Annotated in this window: 14 protein-coding genes and 1 pseudogene; 5 read left to right on the forward strand and 10 right to left on the reverse strand. The window is 40.7% G+C overall.

The window, feature by feature from the left end:
* Positions 1-167: 167 nt before the first annotated feature.
* The 4 genes from GTQ43_RS15080 to GTQ43_RS15095 form a co-directional block, all read right to left on the reverse strand.
* Entirely contained in the window at positions 168-446 is a 279-nt protein-coding gene (locus GTQ43_RS15080; protein ID WP_265273400.1) for a GlsB/YeaQ/YmgE family stress response membrane protein, read from the reverse strand.
* A gap of 402 nt (positions 447-848) precedes the next feature.
* Positions 849-2,231 (reverse strand): oxygen-independent coproporphyrinogen III oxidase, encoded by a 1,383-nt coding sequence (hemN, locus tag GTQ43_RS15085; protein ID WP_265273401.1) that lies wholly within the window; start codon positions 2,229-2,231, stop codon positions 849-851.
* A 161-nt stretch (positions 2,232-2,392) separates the two neighbouring features.
* Positions 2,393-3,109 (reverse strand): heme oxygenase (biliverdin-producing), encoded by a 717-nt coding sequence (locus tag GTQ43_RS15090; RefSeq protein ID WP_265273402.1) that lies wholly within the window; start codon positions 3,107-3,109, stop codon positions 2,393-2,395.
* 421 nt (positions 3,110-3,530) lie between these two features.
* Positions 3,531-4,430, reverse strand: a complete 900-nt coding sequence (locus GTQ43_RS15095; protein WP_265273403.1) for an aspartoacylase — start codon at positions 4,428-4,430, stop codon at positions 3,531-3,533.
* 783 nt (positions 4,431-5,213) lie between these two features.
* On the opposite strand from GTQ43_RS15095, the gene GTQ43_RS15100 reads away from it, so the two are divergent.
* Positions 5,214-8,819: a tetratricopeptide repeat protein gene (locus tag GTQ43_RS15100; protein WP_265273404.1), complete on the forward strand. Its 3,606-nt coding sequence runs from the start codon at positions 5,214-5,216 to the stop codon at positions 8,817-8,819.
* Between the two features lie 114 nt (positions 8,820-8,933).
* Complete coding sequence (locus GTQ43_RS15105) at positions 8,934-9,230, forward strand: hypothetical protein (protein WP_265273405.1); 297 nt, start codon at positions 8,934-8,936, stop codon at positions 9,228-9,230.
* A gap of 311 nt (positions 9,231-9,541) precedes the next feature.
* Here GTQ43_RS15105 and GTQ43_RS15110 read toward each other — a convergent pair whose 3' ends face one another.
* The 3 genes and pseudogenes from GTQ43_RS15110 to GTQ43_RS15120 form a co-directional block, all read right to left on the reverse strand.
* A complete protein-coding gene (locus tag GTQ43_RS15110; protein ID WP_265273406.1) occupies positions 9,542-10,828 on the reverse strand; it encodes a PLP-dependent aminotransferase family protein in 1,287 nt (428 codons plus the stop codon).
* Positions 10,829-10,846: 18 nt separating this feature from the next.
* Positions 10,847-11,002: pseudogene (locus tag GTQ43_RS15115) on the reverse strand (GntR family transcriptional regulator); the annotation flags it as partial.
* Positions 11,003-11,005: 3 nt separating this feature from the next.
* Complete coding sequence (locus GTQ43_RS15120; protein ID WP_223269746.1) at positions 11,006-11,146, reverse strand: hypothetical protein; 141 nt, start codon at positions 11,144-11,146, stop codon at positions 11,006-11,008.
* Between the two features lie 153 nt (positions 11,147-11,299).
* Here GTQ43_RS15120 and GTQ43_RS15125 point away from each other — a divergent pair, with 153 nt between their 5' ends.
* The gene (locus GTQ43_RS15125) at positions 11,300-11,515 is read left to right on the forward strand and encodes a hypothetical protein (protein ID WP_265273408.1); all 216 of its coding nucleotides are present in this window, start codon (positions 11,300-11,302) and stop codon (positions 11,513-11,515) included.
* Between the two features lie 157 nt (positions 11,516-11,672).
* On the opposite strand, the gene GTQ43_RS15130 is transcribed toward GTQ43_RS15125, so the two are convergent.
* On the reverse strand, positions 11,673-13,229 hold the full coding sequence (locus GTQ43_RS15130) for a hydantoinase B/oxoprolinase family protein (protein WP_265273409.1): 1,557 nt from the start codon (positions 13,227-13,229) through the stop codon (positions 11,673-11,675).
* A 94-nt stretch (positions 13,230-13,323) separates the two neighbouring features.
* Between GTQ43_RS15130 and GTQ43_RS15135 the strand changes: the two genes are divergently transcribed.
* Positions 13,324-14,034: an SDR family NAD(P)-dependent oxidoreductase gene (locus GTQ43_RS15135; RefSeq protein WP_265273410.1), complete on the forward strand. Its 711-nt coding sequence runs from the start codon at positions 13,324-13,326 to the stop codon at positions 14,032-14,034.
* 7 nt (positions 14,035-14,041) lie between these two features.
* Here GTQ43_RS15135 and GTQ43_RS15140 read toward each other — a convergent pair whose 3' ends face one another.
* Together GTQ43_RS15140 and GTQ43_RS15145 are read right to left on the reverse strand one after the other, a co-directional pair.
* Positions 14,042-16,186: a hydantoinase/oxoprolinase family protein gene (locus GTQ43_RS15140; RefSeq protein WP_265273411.1), complete on the reverse strand. Its 2,145-nt coding sequence runs from the start codon at positions 16,184-16,186 to the stop codon at positions 14,042-14,044.
* Positions 16,187-16,314: 128 nt separating this feature from the next.
* A complete protein-coding gene (locus GTQ43_RS15145; RefSeq protein WP_265273412.1) occupies positions 16,315-19,125 on the reverse strand; it encodes an ATP-binding protein in 2,811 nt (936 codons plus the stop codon).
* Between the two features lie 153 nt (positions 19,126-19,278).
* On the opposite strand from GTQ43_RS15145, the gene tmk reads away from it, so the two are divergent.
* Positions 19,279-19,917: a dTMP kinase gene (gene tmk / locus GTQ43_RS15150; protein ID WP_265273413.1), complete on the forward strand. Its 639-nt coding sequence runs from the start codon at positions 19,279-19,281 to the stop codon at positions 19,915-19,917.
* The last annotated feature ends 42 nt before the right edge of the window (positions 19,918-19,959 follow it).

Raw genomic sequence — 19,959 nt, forward strand, 5'->3', positions numbered from 1 at the left:
CAAAGTGGCTAACTAGAAGACCAACAAAATACAATAGTCATCACAGTATTGATAACTACCAATGAGTGTAGGACTTACGCAAAATTGTCTCAAAAACCTGATTTGTCGTAGCGGTAATTCATGAATTACCGCTACTTCAGAACTTTTTTGCGTAAGTCCTGGAGTGATTAAGCATTGCTGCTTCTTCTGATTAATCCCCATAGATAAATAGCAACAATTGCGCCAAGCACAGCCACTAAAATACCAGGAAGAGTTAAACCAGCGCCAGCCGCAGTAATTTGCAGAGTTCCTGTTCTTAATAGGGTAAACAAACCTCCACCAATGAAAGCACCAATGATACCTAAAATCATTGTGGAGAGAATTCCGCCGCCTTGATAGCCAGGATAAATAGCTTTAGCGATTGCACCTGCCAGAAGTCCTAAAACTATCCAAGCAATAATACTCATAACTGCCTCAACAATCTCACTTGTTGTATCTAAGTTATCAACTCTGATTCAGAATTATTTCTACCAGATGGGATAAATGCTAAATCCAAAAGTTAGACAAAAAATCTTGAATCTCTAATCTATCTATTAGGGGTTATTGATTACATAAATAAATTATTGATATAGAGAGATAAATAATCTTAATCTCGCTCTATCTCTCTGAGGATGTAGTTATACAATCTAACTTTTTGGAGATGTATAAAAATATTTACTAATCAACTTCTATAAAATTTATTAAATAATTTTTTTTTAGAGTAAATATGACAATAAAAAATTATATTCTCGAATTCTTTACAAAGTCGAGAATACAAAGACCGCAAAATTTCACCAATGATTAAAGATGGCTATAACTTTGCTAATTTTTTAAATCGCACGGGAGAATTTTGTATCTCGCATCTTTGTGTGAGTATCAAATATAACGGCAATATTTCTGACAAGTAATCTACCAATGTCTGTAATCTGGATCTGATTTTTTGATAAACTGACCAGACCATCAGCTTCTAGTGGTTTTAATGCCTCTATTTCCTCAGAAAAATATTCATCAAAGCTGATATGATATTTGTTTTCAATATCTTGCTTATGTAACTGAAAGTGAGACATAATACCCATAATCACATCCCGTCTAATGATATCATTCTGAGTAAGCTTGATACCTTTGCTAACAGGTAAAGCCCCCGTAGCAATTGTTTGATAATAATCCTTTAATTCCTTGTGGTTTTGAGCATAGGCATCTTCTAGCATACTAATGGATGTAGAACCAAAGCCAAATAATTCTGTCTCTGCGTGGGTAGTGTAGCCCTGGAAATTGCGCTTGAGAGTGCCATTACGTTGAGCGATCGCTAGTTCGTCATTAGTTTTTGCAAAGTGATCCATCCCAATAAATAGATATTGGTTACTCGTCAATTCCTCAATAGTCATTTTCAGAATATCTAACTTTTCCTCTGCTGGGGGTAGCGCCTCTTGAGGAATATTTTTTTGCGTCGGCTTGAGCCACGGAACGTAAGCAAAGTTAAAGACAACAATTCGGTCAGGGTCTAGCTCAATTGTCTTTTTCACCGTTTCTTGAAATGTCTCACGGGTTTGATAAGGTAAACCATAAATTAGGTCTACATTCACACTTTCAAACTTAGCTTCTTTGACCCAACTCATGACATCAAAGAGCATTTCTTCTGGCTGAACACGATTTACAGCTACTTGAACTTGGCTATTAAAATCCTGAATGCCGAAACTAATGCGATTAAATCCAATCTCTCTCAAAAAGAAAATGTAGTTTTTATCGATATAGCGGGGATTAATCTCTATTGAGATTTCTGCTTGGGGGTCGATGTTGAAATAGCGATTGATATTTTTCCATAAAAATTTTACTTGGTAACGATCCAAGTAATTAGGCGTGCCGCCTCCCCAGTGAATTTGTAATACTTTTCTGTTTGGATCGATTAAAGCTGCGGTGTTTTTGATATCTTGAACCAAAGACTCCACGTAAGGTTTAGCAATATTCTTGTTGTTGGAAATTACCGTATTACAGCCACAGAAATAGCAAGCACTTTGGCAAAAAGGGATGTGGAAATACAAACTCATAGGAGTTTGGCGTTGATTTGATGCTGCGATCGCGGCCTTAAAATCAGTTTCAGTGAATGTTTCGCTTAACTCTGTAGCGGGCGGGTAACTGGTATATCTAGGTGCGCGAGTGTCGTACTTTTGAATCAGATCCAGATCAAACTTGACACCAGGTAATAGAAAAACCATTGAGTTGCTTTCCAGTGAATGAGGGGGATGAGAGAGCAGGGGGAGCAGGGGGAGCAGGGGGAGCAGAGGGAGACAAGGGAGACAAGGGAGACAGGGGAGACAAGGGGAATTATTTAACAAGTTTCTTCCCAATGCCTAATGCCCAATGCCCAATAACAAACTTAGTTAGCCGCAGCTATTTCAGTGCTACCTGAATTTTGGGAACGAGTTAGACTATTAAACAAGACTTGGCCGAGTGCTTTAATTAAACTTCCCTCTAACTCTTGAGCCATCTGCAAATTGAACTCAAAGGCATTATTAGCTTCTGTAACAATCCGTTCTGCTGTTATATCATCAACGGGTAATGCATTTAATGCCTGACGATACTTATCCTTAAATGCCTTTTTGTCAGGAATTTGCTCAAAGTTGTAGAAAGATGTGCCTTCGTAGCCAGAAAGCTTCAGGGCTGACTGAGCAACTTTTTGTAGCATTTGACCCCCAGAAAGATCGCCCATGTAGCGAGTGTAGGCATGACCTAGCAATAAGGCTGGTTCACTAGCAGAAATTTCCCGAATGCGGTCAATGTATTTTTGGGTAGCGGCTGAGGGTGTAATTTCCTCTCGCCAATTATCCCCATAATAGAACACCATGTCTTTTTCGAGCGAGGATTGACGATTAAGTTCAGGAAAGTAAACCGCACTAATTACAGGATGCAATACATGGCTATCTAATGCCGCTTCTAGTTCGCTGTAGACGTAATACAAGTTGCTTAAGAACTTGGCAAAGCAGTTTTTATCCACAACTCCTTGCAAAAAACATTTCATGAATGCCACATTTTCTGCTGAGGTGTGGGCTTGTTGAGTTCCAGAACGCAGTTTGATGGCGAGATTGCTACTCATTGTTGCTTCCTTCATGTTCAAGCGCAAGGTTTCTGGGCAGTCATCGACTCAGGATGCTGCTAGTACCAGCGAAAAGATTGTTATTCTAGGTTTAGAGAGGATCTGCATCAGTCTATCCAGTAAGTACTAATGCCTCTGTAGATCCCAGTTATTTTTATTTCTCCTAAGATTATTTAACTATTAATTTATATATAACTATAAAGATATTAGTATTTATTTATGTTTTTCTGATGCTCATGTTCTGACACATTTCAGTTGAGTAGTAACAAAACTAACTTTGGAATAAGCATTTTAACTCTCTTGAAACAACGGGCGATAAAACTGCGATCGCTCAAATTTTTGTATTGTAATATAGTTGTAATATTTTTTGGGCGTTAGCGATCGCAGTTCAGGAGTTTGGAGTCAGAATAAAAAGAATAAATTAAACTACCTCTTGCTGCTTTTTACTTAGATACATCGCAATTCCTTTCTCGTAATAAGCCGCTTCATTAATAAAAATAGGATAAACAGTAGACTCTCCCTCATAGAAAATATCTTTTCCTGCAAAAGTCACAAACATTGGATCGCCTGGATTTAGAGGTTTATAATCTCTAAACTGAAGTTGGGGGTGAATCATGGCTTGAATCTCACCGCGTAGGCGCAGCCCGTCGTCGGCATTGCTTCTAGGATAATCGATCGTCTCAATGTATTGATAGAGTGTAAGCGTGCTTTTTGTCTGTGGAATATTATCTTGGTTGCAGCCTTCAAAATAATCTAAAATTGCATAAATAAGCTGCTCTGTTTGCTGAAACAATTCGGCGTTTAAAATATTCTGAGCCACAGCACCAACTTCTATAACAAAACCCAATTCGCACAAAGAACGCAGAAAACCACCTTCTCTAGATTGTTGATTAACAAAAACCTTTACCATTGGATTGATAGAACTTAAATAAGCACCTAATCGAAGTAAAAAAGGATGCATATCACAAAAAATCAGACTTAACCCCATGTTCGCAGTTGTGCTGTGCAAATCAATAATTACATCAACAAAAGGCTGATTTTGCGGTTGCAGTATCTGTTGGATTGCTTTCGCCCGCGTATCTTCATAACTTGAGAGTTGGAGATTTTGTAAGCCTTGATTGGTAAAGCAACGGTTTAAATCTTTGTCAATGTATCGTTTGCCTTCTTCAATAGCTTTAAGATTACCAAGTAATGCTAAAGTTTCAAAACTAGCTCTATTGATTAAACTTGGATACTGCTGAAACTTTTTGACTAAATGTACTCCTGTTAACTCATTACCGTGGTTTCCTCCAACGATCGCAACTCGTTCAATCTGACTCATAACAACCTCATATCTAAAAAACTTGTAGAATAGACACTATTTTAGGGTGAGTGGTGCTGCGCGCTTATCAAAAACTTTACTTACCATAGAGTGTTCCAAAAAATAAATGATTCAAAACCCGTCATTGCGAGCGAAGCGAAGCAATCACAGCCCTTGGGATTGCTTTGCTTCTCTACGAGACGCTTCGCGAACGCTCGCAATGACAATTGGGCATTTTTTTACTTGGAGTACTCATAAACCCTTTAGCAGCAACGTAGATTATCATATAAAATTCCGATTTGATTTGGAGAAAAGATACGTAGGATGTTTTAGCACGGAGAGTACCGCACCAAACCCTTGATAAGAGGATGTTTGAAAAGTCCTCTTATCGGTATCAAAAGTTTTAGATCCCCCTAAATCCCCCTTGAAAAGGGGGACTTTGACTCCGGTTCCCCCCTTTTTAAGCTACGGTGTATACGCAAGTTAAATTACCCCACCCTAACCCTCCCCTTATAAAGGGGAGGGAACCGGATTTCCGGTCTCCCCCCTTTATAAGGGGGATTAAGGGGGGTAATAGCGAGATTATGAAAAGAAATTCGACTTGTGTGTACACCGTAGCCTTTTTAAGGGGGTTAGGGGGGATCAAAAGTGCCTAAAGTTACAGAGAAATACTTTTCAAACATCCTCTAAGGGTACGTTACAAACTACGTTCTAACACACCCTACAATATCTAATTTTGTTCAAAAATCAAATATGATTCCTATAATTATATTTAAGTAATTTAACCTGTATCCCAGCCTCTAAATGAACAAAGAACAACAGCATCGATTAGAGGAAGAACGAAGGCAAATACAACAACAGTGGGAAAATCAAAGCGAGAAAGTAAAGCTGATACGCAAAGCTTTAGCTATTGAGAACGATCCTACAACAAAGTTTAAATTAGAGCAGCAGCTTTTGGAAGAAGGGCCTCAACTGGCGAGTCTTGGGGATGAACTCGATAAAATTGAAGCTGAATTGCGATTTCCTTTACAAAATAAAACAACAACTGAAAAACGGTTGGTAGGAAATCAAGCAATCCCAGAAGTACCTGTGTGGCAGGGGCGAGATGAACTCCTTAAAGAGTTGCAAACCAAATTACTGCAACCAGAAAATCCCCTGAAGGTATTGGCACTTATTGGACAAGGGGGTATTGGCAAAACCAGTTTAGCCGTAAAACTTTTAGAAGCACTGGGCGTTAATTGTGGAAGATCCGCCCTAACTCCAGTTGAAAAAGGGGCGAATGTAGAAGAGTGTCCTTATGAATGCTTTATGTATTTCAAAGCGCAGCAGGGGACAAGCTTTGATGATGTCGCAGGGTTTTTACTAATTGAAACCTTGGGTATTCAAACAACAGAGACTTTGAAAACTGCTGATGAAAAGATAACCAAAATTATTGAATGGTTGGCACAAACACGCACTCTTTTAGTACTGGATAACCTAGAAAGTATTTTACATCCTGCCAACCATCCGCAAGCAGGACGGGCAATTTCAGCAGATTGGGGTAAATTGCTAAATGCCCTAGTCTATTACCAGCATCAATCTCAAACTTTATTAACCAGTCGGGAAGTGCCAGCAGATTTAGCCGATATTCGCTATGAGGATGCAGAACCAGATTCAGAATTAGTGTATATCGAGAGAATTTCTGGAGTGGCGACAGTCGCGGGAGTTGAGATTTTGCGACAGCGCCAACTGAGAGACAGTGTAACAGATTTGCAGTGGGTATCTGAGCGAGTTGAAGGTCATGTGTTTTTGTTAACCCAATTGGCAGCTATTGGTAAGGGTAAGCCTGGGTATCTGCGGAAGCATTCAGAATTAGTGACGAAAAAAGCTGAACTCATTCTTAGAGAACAACTGGTAAGGCAAAGTGAAGCAGCGCGAGATTTACTCAAACAGATGTGTGTGTTGCGGGTGGGGATAGATATCCAAGGTTTAACTTTCTTGCGATTATATACAGATGAACGAGAGCAAGATGAGCGCTTTGAAATAGCAGCAGATTTAGGAGAACCTGCTGAATTGACAGAAGTGGAAATTAGTGAAACGCAAGCAATTTTAGAGCAATTAGTTGATAGTAGTTTGGTGCAGAGTCGTTATGATGAAAAGCAATGTGAGGAATTTTATGACTTGCATCGAGTGATTGTAGAGTTTATACAAAGAGAATATAAAAACGAACTGCCCAATCTGCTCAAGAGTATCTATAAATTTTACTGCTCTAGTAAAAATGTTAAAAATCCTAAAACTTTAGAAGATTTGCGCCCAGTGTTGGAGGCTCAATATTTTGCTTTTCAGTTGGGTAACTACAGCGAAGCATATTATTTGGTAACGGAAACTCTGAGAGAATATCTAAGATGGTGGGGAAACTGGAATTTATTAAAAGACTTATATGAACAAGTTTTGCCGCACATTGAAGAAGAAGAATGCTGCATCTGTTGGCAATGGATTGGAAGAATTCATCGTGATTTAGGCAATTGGGATGAAGCAGCAAAATGTTTTCATAATGCTTTAGCCATTGCACAAAAGCAAGAAAGTAAAACTAATCTTGCATATTGCAATGCATTATTGGGAAATATTGAGCAATTTCGCGGCAACTGGGATGCAGCTGAAACCCTCTATCGGCAATCCTTGATAGTGAGAACAGAATTAGGCGATCACTCTGGTATGGCGAATAGTTGGGCATTATTGGGAGATATAGAGCGCTATCGCGGCAACTGGGATGCAGCTGAAACCCTCTATCGGCAATCTTTGGAATTGCAGACAGAATTAAGCGATCGCTCTGGTATGGCAAATAGTTGGGCATTGTTGGGAGATATAGAGCGCTATCGCGGCAACTGGGATGCAGCCGAAACCCTCTATCAGCAATCTTTGGAATTGCAGACAGAATTAGGCGATTGCTCTGGTATGGCTACTAATTGGGAATTTTTGGGAAATATTGAGCAACTTCGCGGCAACTGGGATGCAGCCGAAAGCCTCTATCGGCAATCTTTGAAATTGCAGACAGAATTAGGCGATCGCTCTGGTATGGCTACTAGTTGGGCATTATTGGGAAATATTGAGCAACTTCGCGGCAACTGGGATGCAGCCAAAAGCCTCTATCGGCAATCTTTGGAATTGCAGACAGAATTAGGCGATCGCTCTGGTATGGCTACTATTTGGGCAGTGTTGGGAAATATTGAGCAACTTCGCGGCAACTGGGATGCAGCCGAAAGCCTCTATCGGCAATCTTTGACAGTGAAAACAGAATTAGGCGATCGCTCTGGTATGGCGAATAGTTGGGCAGTGTTGGGAAATATTGAGCAATGTCGCGGCAACTGGGATGCAGCCGAAAGCCTCTATCGGCAATCTTTGACAGTGAAAACAGAATTAGGCGATCGCTCTGGTATGGCTACTGTTTGGGCATTCTTGGGAAATATTGAGCAATGTCGCGGCAACTGGGATGCAGCCGAAAGCCTCTATCGGCAATCTTTGACAGTGAAAACAGAATTAGGCGATCGCTCTGGTATGGCGAATAGTTGGGGAGTGTTGGGATATATTGAGCAATGTCGCGGCAACTGGGATGCAGCCGAAACCCTTTATCGACAATCTTTAACAGTGAGAACAGAATTAGGTGATCGCTCTGGTATGGCTTCTATTTGGGGAGTGTTGGGATATATTGAGCAATGTCGCGGCAGGTGGGATGCAGCCGAAACTCTCTATCTGCAATGTTTAGAAGTTGAGACAGAATTAGGCGATCGCTCTGGTATGGCAAATAGTTGGGGAGTGTTGGGAGATATAGAGCGCAATCGCGGCAACTGGGATGCAGCCGAAAGCCTCTATCGGCAATCTTTGAAATTGCAGACAGAATTAGGCAATCGTTCTGGTATGGCGAATAGTTGGGGAGTGTTGGGATATATTGAGCAATGTCGCGGCAGGTGGGATGCAGCCGAAACTCTCTATCGGCAATGTTTAGAAGTTGAGACAGAATTAGGCGATCGTTCTGGTATGGCTTCTAGTTGGCGAGTGTTGGGAGATATAGAGCGCAATCGCGGCAACTGGGATGCAGCCGAAACCCTCTATCGGCAATGTTTAGAAGTTGAGACAGAATTAGGCGATCGTTCTGGTATGGCTTATTCTTATTGTGGTTTAGGAAAAAATGAATGCGATCGGGGTAATCTGGAAGCAGCAGAACAGTTTTCTAAACAAGCTTTAGAATTAGCTGAAGAGTTGGGGATGACTGACCTAGTGGCAGAGGTTAACTACGATTTAGCACGGCTTGAGCAGAAGCGCAGCAATACAGAACTTGCCCAACAGCATTACAACACAGCGCATCAAATCTTTCAGCAATTGGGTGCGGCAAAGGATTTGGAGAAAATCAAGCGAGAGTGGGAGCTAGATTAATCTTGATGATGAGCAAAAACAGATTAATTTCCATACTTGCCAATAATCCCAAAAATGAATATTTGCAATTTTAGAAATGCGTAGGCGTAGCCCGTCGTAAACATCACTACAGACTTGTATTCTGAACAAACGGACTTGTGTTCTGAACCAACGGACTTGTGTTCTGAACCAACGGACTTGTATTCTGAACCAACAGACTTGTGTTCTGAACCAACAGACTTGTGTTCTGAACCAACAGACTTGTGTTCTGAACCAACAGACTTGTATTCTGAACCAACGGACTTGTGTTCTGAACCAACGGACTTGTATTCTGAACCAACAGACTTGTATTCTGAACCAACAGACTTGTATTCTGAACCAACAGACTTGTATTCTGAACTAAAAGGATGTTTTAAAAGTGGTTGGCTATAATTTTAGGCACTTGTTGATCCCCCCTAACCCCCCTTAAAAAAGCAGGGCTGATTCATTCCACAAGACGAAGGAGTTTGTCAAGATGGTTAGCAAGAAAATTGTAAGTGAGGGTGACGAGAAGATGAACTTTTAAGCACTTGAACAACAGTAAAATTGTTCATTTTCTTGGCAAGCTGGTAACAAAATAATCAATTTTAAATCGCTAGAACCCTTGATATTTAGCGCTCTTTAGGGAATGAATCAGCCCTGCCTTAAAAAAGGGGAAGAATCAAAGTCCCCCTTTTTAAGGGGGATTTAGGGGGATCTAAAACTTAAGAACTGTGAACAAGCGGTTGATAATTAGATATGCGATGCTTAACGACAAGCCGCTCTCTATCTACGCACCCTTTAGAGATATACTTTTTCAGTAACTTGCCCACAATCGAAATACCTTGCTCAATCTCTTCTGGCGGGAGACAGAAAGTTAGACGCATCGCGGGATAACCCTGTTTATCGGGGAAAAACGCCGAACCGCACGCCAGGTATACATTTTGTGCAAAAGCTTCCTTACGAATTGTCCCAATGGGAAAATCATCTGGTAACTGTACCCAGAGAAATAATCCACCCGTGGGAACTGTCCACCTTATTTCTTCAGGAAAATAACGCTCCAAAGCTTGCAACATAGTATTACGACTTTGCAGATTATCTGTGCGAAGTCGGCTGAGGTGACGGCGGTAATGTCCTGAAGCGAGATATTCGCTAACTATTGTTTGCGAAATACTGGATGTGTGCAAGTCATGGAGCAACTTCCGCTCAATAATTGCTTGATAATGCTTACCTGTAACTACCATATAGCCCACTCGTAAACTAGGCATTAAAGTTTTAGAAAAGGTACTTAAATAAGTCACCAAATTGTTTTTATCTAAAGCCTTAATTGGTGCTGGCACAGCATCAAAATTTATTCCTTCATAAGCATTATCTTCTAAAATAGGGCACTCATATTTTTCGGCTAATGCTAGTAATTGTTGACGATGATTTTGTGTCGTCGTCAATCCAGTCGGATTATGAAAAGTACTAATCGTATAAATTAATTTCGGGCGGTGGCTGTGGAGATATTGCTCTAATAAATCTAAATTCATTCCCTCCGCAGTCATAGGAATGCCAATAATTTTAGCTCCTAAGTTTTCTAAAATAGAAATTGCACCATAATAGGTAGGAGCTTCCACAATCACCCAATCACCAGGTTGTACATAATAACTCATAGCTAATGACAACCCTTGCTGAGAGCCATTAGTAATAATTAAATCCTCTGGGAAAACCTCTAATCCTTGATGTACTAACATTTGAGCAATTTGTCTACACAGAGTTAGTTGTCCTTGAGGCATTTCATGGGGAAAAAAAATATCAGCATCATCTTGTCTTAGCGCTCGTCTAGCAATGAGATTAATATCTTTTGGTGGGCGAGGATAACCGTAGCCAAAATTAATTATTCCTGGCTGTGTTTGTGCTTGCACCAGTGGAGTGTACATATCATAAAAAGAACACTTTTCTGGTTTTGTAATTATGACATTTTGGGCTGGAGCAAACTTAGATTCTAGGTTGGCACTCTTGAGAGACACGCTGCTGACAAAATATCCTGAACCTTGACGAGCAGAAACAATCCCATCTGCTTCTAAAACGTTATATGCTTCAATAATCGTGAGTTTGTTAACTTGTAAGCTCTCTGCCAGAGAGCGAATTGAAGGGAGGCGATCGCCATTTTTGAGTGCGCCAGATTTAATCAGATGACTGATGCGTTAGCGTAGCTCGCCGTAGGCATCGCGGATCTGTAAATAAATCGGTTTGTGTGACTGCCGTTCTAATAAAATGTTCATTTTGGCGCACTCGTCAATGACTAAATAATCATCAATACTGGCAATATAAACTATTTCTACCAACTTTACCTAGTACAGTTGAGAGTTTTTTGACTATACCAGTTGGAATGCGGCTTAACTGTACTAGATCAAATCTGCCAAAACTGTACCTTCTCAGTTGCCAATTATTACGTGAAAGTAAAAGTAATAGTCCACTATTCATCAGGTGCTTTCACTATGAATAAATTTAATTTTTTGTTAAATTTACAAAAATATTGGCAGAATTTTATCATTTGGATGGCAAGTGGTTCAGACCTTCAAGTGTGGCAGGAATCAGATCGGCGTGGTAAAATTTCTGCTTGGCACGCCTACGATCCAATGACAGGACGTTCTGCCTGTTTTGGTTCTGAAGAAGAAATGCGAATTTGGATTGACAAGTGTTATTACAGATGAAAAAGCCACCTATTTTAAACGTCTCAAACCCTTACGTAATCGTAATTTAGACTTAGGTATGGAATTATAGAATAACGAACCGCAGAGGCGCAGAGGACACGGAGAAATGAGAGTTTGAGAAATATTTTACGTAAGTCCTGTAATTACGAATTACGAATTATGCAAATCCTCCTCCGCCAGGAGTTTCTATCACAAAAACATCCCCAGGTTTCATCTCTACTGTTGCTGTGCTGTCTAAATTCTCTTCAATTCCATTGTGACGTTGTATCCAGTTGCGTCCGACAATTCCCGCTTTCCCACCATTTAATCCAAAGGGAGGGATAACGCGATGTCCAGAGAGAATATTAGCTGTCATCAGTTCTAAAAAACGGATGCGGCGGACAACTCCATTACCACCGGAATATTTTCCTTTACCACCGCTATCGGGACGAAGACTAAAGCTTTCTAAAAGTACAGGATAGCGAGTTTCTAAAACTTCAGGATCGGTCAAACGAGAGTTAGTCATGTGAGAATGAACACCATCAGTTCCATCAAAATCAATTCCGGCTCCAGAACCACCGCAGATAGTTTCATAATATTGATATTGCTCATTCCCAAAAGTGAAATTATTCATCGTTCCTTGAGAAGCAGCCATGACACCTAAAGCACCATATAAAACATCAACAATTGTTTGAGAAGTTTCGACATTACCCGCCACTACTGCTGCTGGATAAATTGGATTCAGCATACAGCCAACTGGGATGATAATTTCTAGTGGGTTAAGACACCCAGCATTCAGAGGAATATTATCATTAACCAAAGTCCGAAAGACATATAATACTGCTGCTTGAGTTACAGCTTTAGGAGCATTAAAATTACTATTGAGTTGCCTAGATGTGCCAGTAAAATCAATGATTGCACTGCGGCTTTCTTGATTAATTGTCACTTTTACTTGAATCACTGCCCCATTATCCATTTCATAACTAAATGAGCCATCTTTGAGAAGGTTTATAGCCTTTCTGACAGACTCCTCAGCATTAGCTTGTACAAAGTTCATGTAAGCTTGAACAGTCTCAATACCATATTGCGAAACCATTTTATAAAGTTCTTGTCCTCCCCGTTCATTTGCAGCAATTTGTGCTTTAAAATCAGCAATATTCTGGTCAGGGTTACGCGCAGGATAAGTATGATTTGAGAGGTGCTGTCTTACTGTAATTTCTCGGAAATCGCCTTCTTCAACCAAGAGAAAATTATCAAAAAGAATTCCTTCTTGTTCTACTGTGGTACTGTGGGGAGGCATTGAACCGGGGGTAATTCCACCGATATCTGCTTGGTGTCCACGAGAAGCGACAAAAAAGAGGGGTATGGGGGATGGATTATTTTCCCTAATTTCCAAAAATACAGGGGTAATTGCAGTGACATCAGGAAGGTGAGTTCCGCCGTTATAGGGGTTATTAGATAGATAGACATTTCCTGGTTTTAGGGTGTCGCCTTTATCGTTAATTAAACTGCGAACACTTTCACTCATTGAGCCTAAATGTACAGGAATGTGGGGAGCATTAGCGACTAATAATCCTGATGAGTCAAAAATAGCACAGGAGAAATCTAGCCTTTCTTTGATATTCACTGATGTGGCTGTATTCTGTAACACAATTCCCATTTGTTCTGCAATAAATTGATAGAGATTTTTAAATATCTCTAAGCGGACGGGATCAGGTTGAGATGTTGTGTACATGTTTGTTTCCTATTTGAGAATATAACCCTTTTCCAGCAAACTCCCGTGTCAAGAGTGATAAATTATTAAAGCATGACCCTGCAAAGGAAACGCTGTGACACCACCTGGATTTTCATTGGATGGAAAAATTGCCCTAGTTACTGGAGGGGGGCGAGGCTTAGGACTAGAAATCACCAAAGCACTTGCGAGTGCTGGTGCTTTTGTTCTTGTCAATGGGCGGAATAATGAAAGCCTAAATCGCGCAGTTGCAGCTGTCACGGCAATTGGCGGATCAGCCTTGCCATTACAATTAGATATTGCGGATGAAGCAGCCGTTAAAAAAGCGTTCAGCGAAATTCGAGAAAAATACGGGCATCTGGATATCCTCATTAATAATGTTGGTATGCGCGATCGTCGCGGTTTTTTTGAATTTGAAATGGATCCGGTGCGTCGGCTCATCGATACGAATTTTATTGCTTCCTTCAATCTGTGTCAGGAAGCAGCACGGCTGATGATTGAGAACGGCGAGGGAAAAATCATCAACATAACGTCAATCGCTGGGCCAATTGCAGGTGCTGGTGATGCTGTGTATACAGCTGCCAAGGGTGGACTCGAAGCACTAACTCGCGCTCTTGCAGCCGAACTGGGAATGTTTGGAATAACTGTCAATGGTGTTGCCCCAGGTTTCTTTGCAACTGAGAGCAATGCAGACGTGGTTGCCGATAAAGAAATCGCTGGTGCTGTAGTTTTCTTTGCTTCTCCAGCCGCATCCTATGTCACTGGTCAGATTTTAGCGGTTGACGGTGGATACCTTGCCCATTTCTGATCTCTTGTCAATTCTGCTTCTTAGCGTTAACACTGTTAGACAGATTATCTCCGTAGCCTATTGATAGACGCTGTAAAATTAAATGATTGTGTGCATTTAATCTGGCATTCCAGTTAGGTTCAACTACGATAGTGCTAATTTTTTCGACAACGATCGCAGGCCCATTAATGCTATCTTCTGGTTGTAAATCTTCTCGTCTGTATACAGGAGTATCGTACCATCTATCAGCAGTAAACATACTTACTGTTTCAACAGATGTAGGAGCTTCATCTAAAGAACGAGTCCGAATAATTAAAGGTTCTTCAGGAGTATCCATTTTCTGAATTACTTCTACTGAGGTTGATTCCACAATTAAAGTTTTCTCTAATTGAATGAAACCATAACGTGATTGATGTTTAACCTCAAATTCTTGTTGCATTAATACCAAATTATCAGCAAAGTTAACGTTTAAAGTAGAGTTAGTTCCTTCATATTTTAAGTTAACTTTTCGGACTATTTCTATTTGACTAGGCAATTCACCTATTTCATTTCTAGCTTGAGTCTCTAAATATTCCATTAGCTGGTGTAAGTTAGCAATTAATGCTTGAGTTAAAGGCTGTTCTACTCCTCCTTCTCTAATCGCTCTGACATCAGCTAATCCCATTCCATAAGCTGAGAGAACGCCAGCATAAGGGTGAAGAAATATCTTTTTCATTCCCAAGGTATCGGCAATTAAACAAGCAACTTGCCCACCTGCACCGCCAAAACTACAAAGTACATATTGGCTGACATCATAACCCCGTTGTAGACTGATTTTTTTAATTGCGTTCGCCATATTTTCCACTGCGATCGCAATAAATCCAGCTGCTACCTGTTCGGGAGTACAATCATTTAATGTCGTGGCTTGAATATCTTGGGCTAATTGGGTAAATTGCTGAATGACAGTATCTTTATCTAAAGGTAAATTCCCATCAATTCCAAAAACTGAGGGAAAATATTGTGGGTGAATTTTGCCTAACATCACGTTGGCATCAGTAACTGTTAATGGCCCACCACGTCGATAACAAGCAGGGCCAGGATTAGAACCAGCAGATTGCGGGCCGACACGATAACTGGAACCATCAAAAAAGAGAATTGAACCGCCTCCAGCAGCAATGGTATTAATTGCTAATACGGGAACTCGCATCCGCGCCCCAGCAATTTCTGAATCTAGTTGTCGTTCATACTCTCCTTGAAAATGGGCGACATCTGTACTTGTTCCTCCCATATCAAAGGTAATAACTGATTCAAAACCTGCTCTTTTGCTAGTTTGAACTGCGCCGACAATACCGCCAGCCGGGCCACTTAAAATACTATCTTTGCCTTGAAATTGTTGGGCTGCAACTAAACCGCCGTCAGATTTCATAAACATTAATTTTACTCCAGGTAACTGACTTGTTATCTGGTTGACATAGCGACGGAGAATCGGAGTTAAATAAGCATCGACTACTGTTGTATCTCCTCGGCTGACTAATTTCATTAATGGACTAACTTGATGAGATACGGATATTTGTGTAAAGCCGATTTCTTGGGCAATTTGGGCTATTTGTTGTTCGTGATTAGGATAGCGATCGCTATGCATAAAAACAATAGCACAACTCCGAATTCCTGTGTTGTAAACTTCTTCTAAGTCATTTATTACTTGTTGAATATTTACACGTATTAATTCATTGCCATGAGCATCATAACGTTCGTCAATCTCAATTACCTGCTCATAAAGCATGGTTGGTAAAATTATCTGACGAGCAAAGATATTAGGACGGTTTTGGTAGCCAATTCGCAGCGCATCTTTAAATCCTTTGGTAATGAGAAGAACAACCCTGTCTCCTTTCCGTTCTAACAGCGCATTGGTTGCTACTGTTGTCCCCATTTTTATCACTTCTATTACTTCAGTGGGAATGGGTTTGTTGCCGTAAATCCCCATAATATCCCGTATACCTTGAATAGCGGCATCTTGATATTGTTCGGGATTTTCTGAAAGCAGTTTATAAACTATAATCCATTGCTGATTAGGCAAAGAAACAATTAAGAAACGTTCAGGATGTCTTGAGAGTCTGTCTATAATTATCTGATTATTAGTAACGACAACAATATCTGTGAATGTACCACCACGGTCAGCAAAAACTTTCAACATTTCTCTATTTCCTTAATGCTGTTAAATATTTTTTAAATCGTTATTTATATCAAACGATTAAAAGTCTTCAACATTAAATATAGACTTTGTTCAGTCACATTTTTACTGGACTTATAAAAATTATTTATTTAGATAGCTTGTTGATTAAGCGGAATTACAACTACAAATTCTGTACCTTTCCCAGGAGTAGAAATACATTGTAATTGTCCCAGATGTTTTTGGGTGATAATCTGGTAACTAATAGATAAACCCAATCCTGTGCCTTTGCCAACTGGTTTAGTGGTAAAGAATGGTTCGAATAATTGCTTTTGGACATTTTCGGGAATGCCTGTACCATTATCAACAATGCGAATAACTACCTGATTTTCATTAGTGAGTTGAGTATAAATACAAATTTTGGGAGGAGAGAGTGCTGCTTTCTCTGCTCGCCATTCACCATTTTCCACTGCCTCTTCTAAAGCATCGATCGCATTTGCTAGAAGGTTCATAAATACCTGATTGAGTTGTCCAGCATAACATTCTACTAATGGCAGATCGCCGTACTCTTTAATCACCTCAATTGTTAAAGAGTTAGATTTTGCCTTGAAGCGATGTTCCAAAATGATCAAAGTATTATCTATACCCTCATGGATATTCACAGCTTTCATCTCTGTTTCATCTAACCGGGAAAAGTTTCGCAGAGATAAAACAATTTCTGTAATTCTTTCGATACCAACGGTCATAGAAGTTAGCAATTTAGGCAAGTCTGCTATCAGGAAATTTAAATCGATAGCTTCTATTTTTTCTTGAATTTCAGTGACTGGATGAGGATAGTTTTGCTGGTATAATTGCAGTAGTTTTAGCAAATCTTCGATATATTGATTGGCATAAGTGATATTGCCATAGATAAAGTTGATTGGGTTGTTGATTTCGTGCGCTACACCTGCTACCAACTGTCCTAAACTGGACATTTTTTCACTATGCACGAGTTGAGATGCTAAATGCTTTGCCTCTTGGCGCAATTGTGCTTCTGAGTATTGCAATATCTGTTCTGCTTGTTTGCGCTGGGTAATGTCGTGGAGAATAACGACATACTCCTGAAAATCCTGATGAGGGCGGTCTGAGATGGAGACTTCCAGGATTTTGTTTTTTCCTTTGTGGAGTAAGGTTTGTTCGCTGCGCTTTGTCCACTGGTCTGGATAGTAGACTAATGCAGTTAGCCATTTGTTGAGGTGATTTCCCCGCAACTCAGATGGGCTAACACCAAAGAAAGATTCGGTAGCTGGATTCGCTTGCTGGATAATGCCTCGATCGTCCACAACTAAAATACCATCCTGGGCAACAGTAAAGAGGTGTTCGGCAGCTTCACGGGCTTCTGCGATCGCAACTACTTGCGGTAAACTTGTCCAACAGGCGATCGCTACTCCCACAAATGCTACCGTCATCAGTAGCACCACAAATAGATTTTCACCCCCCGCAGTTGCCGCTTTATTAAGTTTGCCACCAAATAACCAGCCAACTGCCACTGCGCTGCAAAGTAAAAAAATCAGGATAATTACCTGAAGAACTACTGAGTCCTTGATAATTACCACAGGGCGCGATTTATATCGCTGCATCCACCAACTGGAGTGGAATGGTGGGAAATTCACCCGACGAATCACGGCATCTATTCCCATAACGCCAATCGGAAATAGTAGTCCAATTAGCAAGTTGAGCCAACCCCAAGCAAGTCCACCCACCACTAGCACCACAACTTCTAACAGCAGAATGGCCAGAGATATGCGAGGAAACAAAACTTCCGAGCGATCGCGCCGCAGCCAAAGCCCCAAATGCAATAACATAAAGGAGACAAACCAGCCAACATTGCCAACGGCTACGATTTGCTCAACATCTCCCCAAATCAAATAAATTAGGCACAACACCAGTGTTAAGGTCAACGCTGGTACAAACACGCCTCGACGTGATACAACGGAAAATACTGGTGAAATATGTTTGTCTAAAGCCAACTGATATAAAATTCGAGGACAATTAGAAACAACCGTTGCCGAACCTAAAAGACAAGCAGCTACTAGCAAAAAGGAAACACTTATAGCCGCTGATTTTCCCCAAAAGGGCTGGGAAGCCGCCACAAGATTCAGAAAAGCATTGTCTTTGAGGCTTGAATCTGTTGCTAACCGCATCATTACCCAAGAACCCCCCACAAAGATCGGTGGCATCATCCAAGCCGCAAAATCTAGAAAGCGCAGCGTCTTGGTGGGTTGGCGGCTATCGGCGACAAAGGAAGAAGCCGTTTCACAACTATAGGTGGCATAGGTGACGAAAAAGAACCACTTCGCCCAATCCACAAAACCCAGAGATGACCAATTGCTAGGAAAAAACCCAGGACTATCACCAGAGAATGCCAACCAGCCAAGACCCTGTAAACAAAAGGTCATTAGCAATCCAAAGGCTGGAATTACAAAAAATAAATGTAAAATACTGAGGGCGCGAGTCCCACTAAATGCCACGATAAACGGCAACAGTGTAAAGCCAATATTCAGCAATATTTCTGGACAGGCAATACCCAGCGCCTCCAAATTTACCTTAATTAAATCTTTGAGGACGATGGTATTAACGGCTAAGTAAGAAACCCAGTTGAGGAGGTATCCAATTGCGGCATAACAAGCTAGTCCTGGGTAATTTTGCAGCAGCTTAGTACCATAGTTAGGCGTTCCTCCAGCCACATTGATAAAATGTATGCCCAAGCGTTTTACCTGGTAGTTGAGCAGCATTCCAAAAATCACCGCAGGTATCCAGACAAAAATCGCTTGGGAACCGAGAGCAGCATGAATTGCTGGAACCAATGCTGTCCAGGAAATATGAGCCGTTAAACCGAAGCCCCAACTTTCAACAGCACTTAAACTTCTATTCAAGCGAGGGTAAGAAGATTGGCCCAAAGTGGGATTAACAGGATGGGACATGATTGGTAGTGCTGGGTGGGATATTGTAATTAAGCTTATTAGCTAGAGTTCCCACGCTATAAATATTCTGAACAAAGAGTTTATATCAAAACCTTCACGCTATTCTTGATCAAATATCAGTGAATAAGTTTCTTGCAGCAAATATAAAATAGCATGGGTGGCAAATTAATTGTATTTGAAGGGGTAGAAGGCTCTGGCAAAACCAGCCAAATGCAGCTTTGTGGTCAATGGTTGGAAAGTTTAGGTGTTTCTGTGGTGGTAACTCGTGAACCGGGGGGAACAGAGTTAGGCTTACATCTTCGCCGCTTGCTACTAGAGAAGGCAGAGGATAAACCAGTTGCTGAAGTGACAGAACTTTTATTGTATGCTGCTGACCGATCGCAACACGTAGAACAAGAACTTAAACCAAATCTGTCCGTAGGGAAATATATTTTATGCGATCGCTATATTGACTCTACCATTGCCTACCAAGGATATGGTCGCGGTATTAACATGAGTTTAATCAATCAGCTAAACTATATTGCTACCGGTGGCTTAGAGAGTGACTTAACTATTTGGCTAGATGTCGATGTTGAAGTCGGACTAGCTCGCAAACGGGGAGATGGAGTAGGATTAGACCGCATTGAACAAGAAACAATCGCTTTTCATCGGCGCGTTCAACAAGGATATGCAGAGTTAGCAGCATCCAATCCTTCACGAATTATGCGGGTAGATGGCAGTTTGAGTAAAGAAGCTGTACAACAGGTAATTCAAGAAATTTTGCGCGTACACCTGAAGGGGTTGCTGTTGTAATCAAAGCAATTTCAAAAATTAACTCACCTTCACTATTAAATT

Origin of the sequence: Nostoc sp. KVJ3, assembly GCF_026127265.1 — a bacterium.
Classification (GTDB): Bacteria; Cyanobacteriota; Cyanobacteriia; order Cyanobacteriales; family Nostocaceae; genus Nostoc.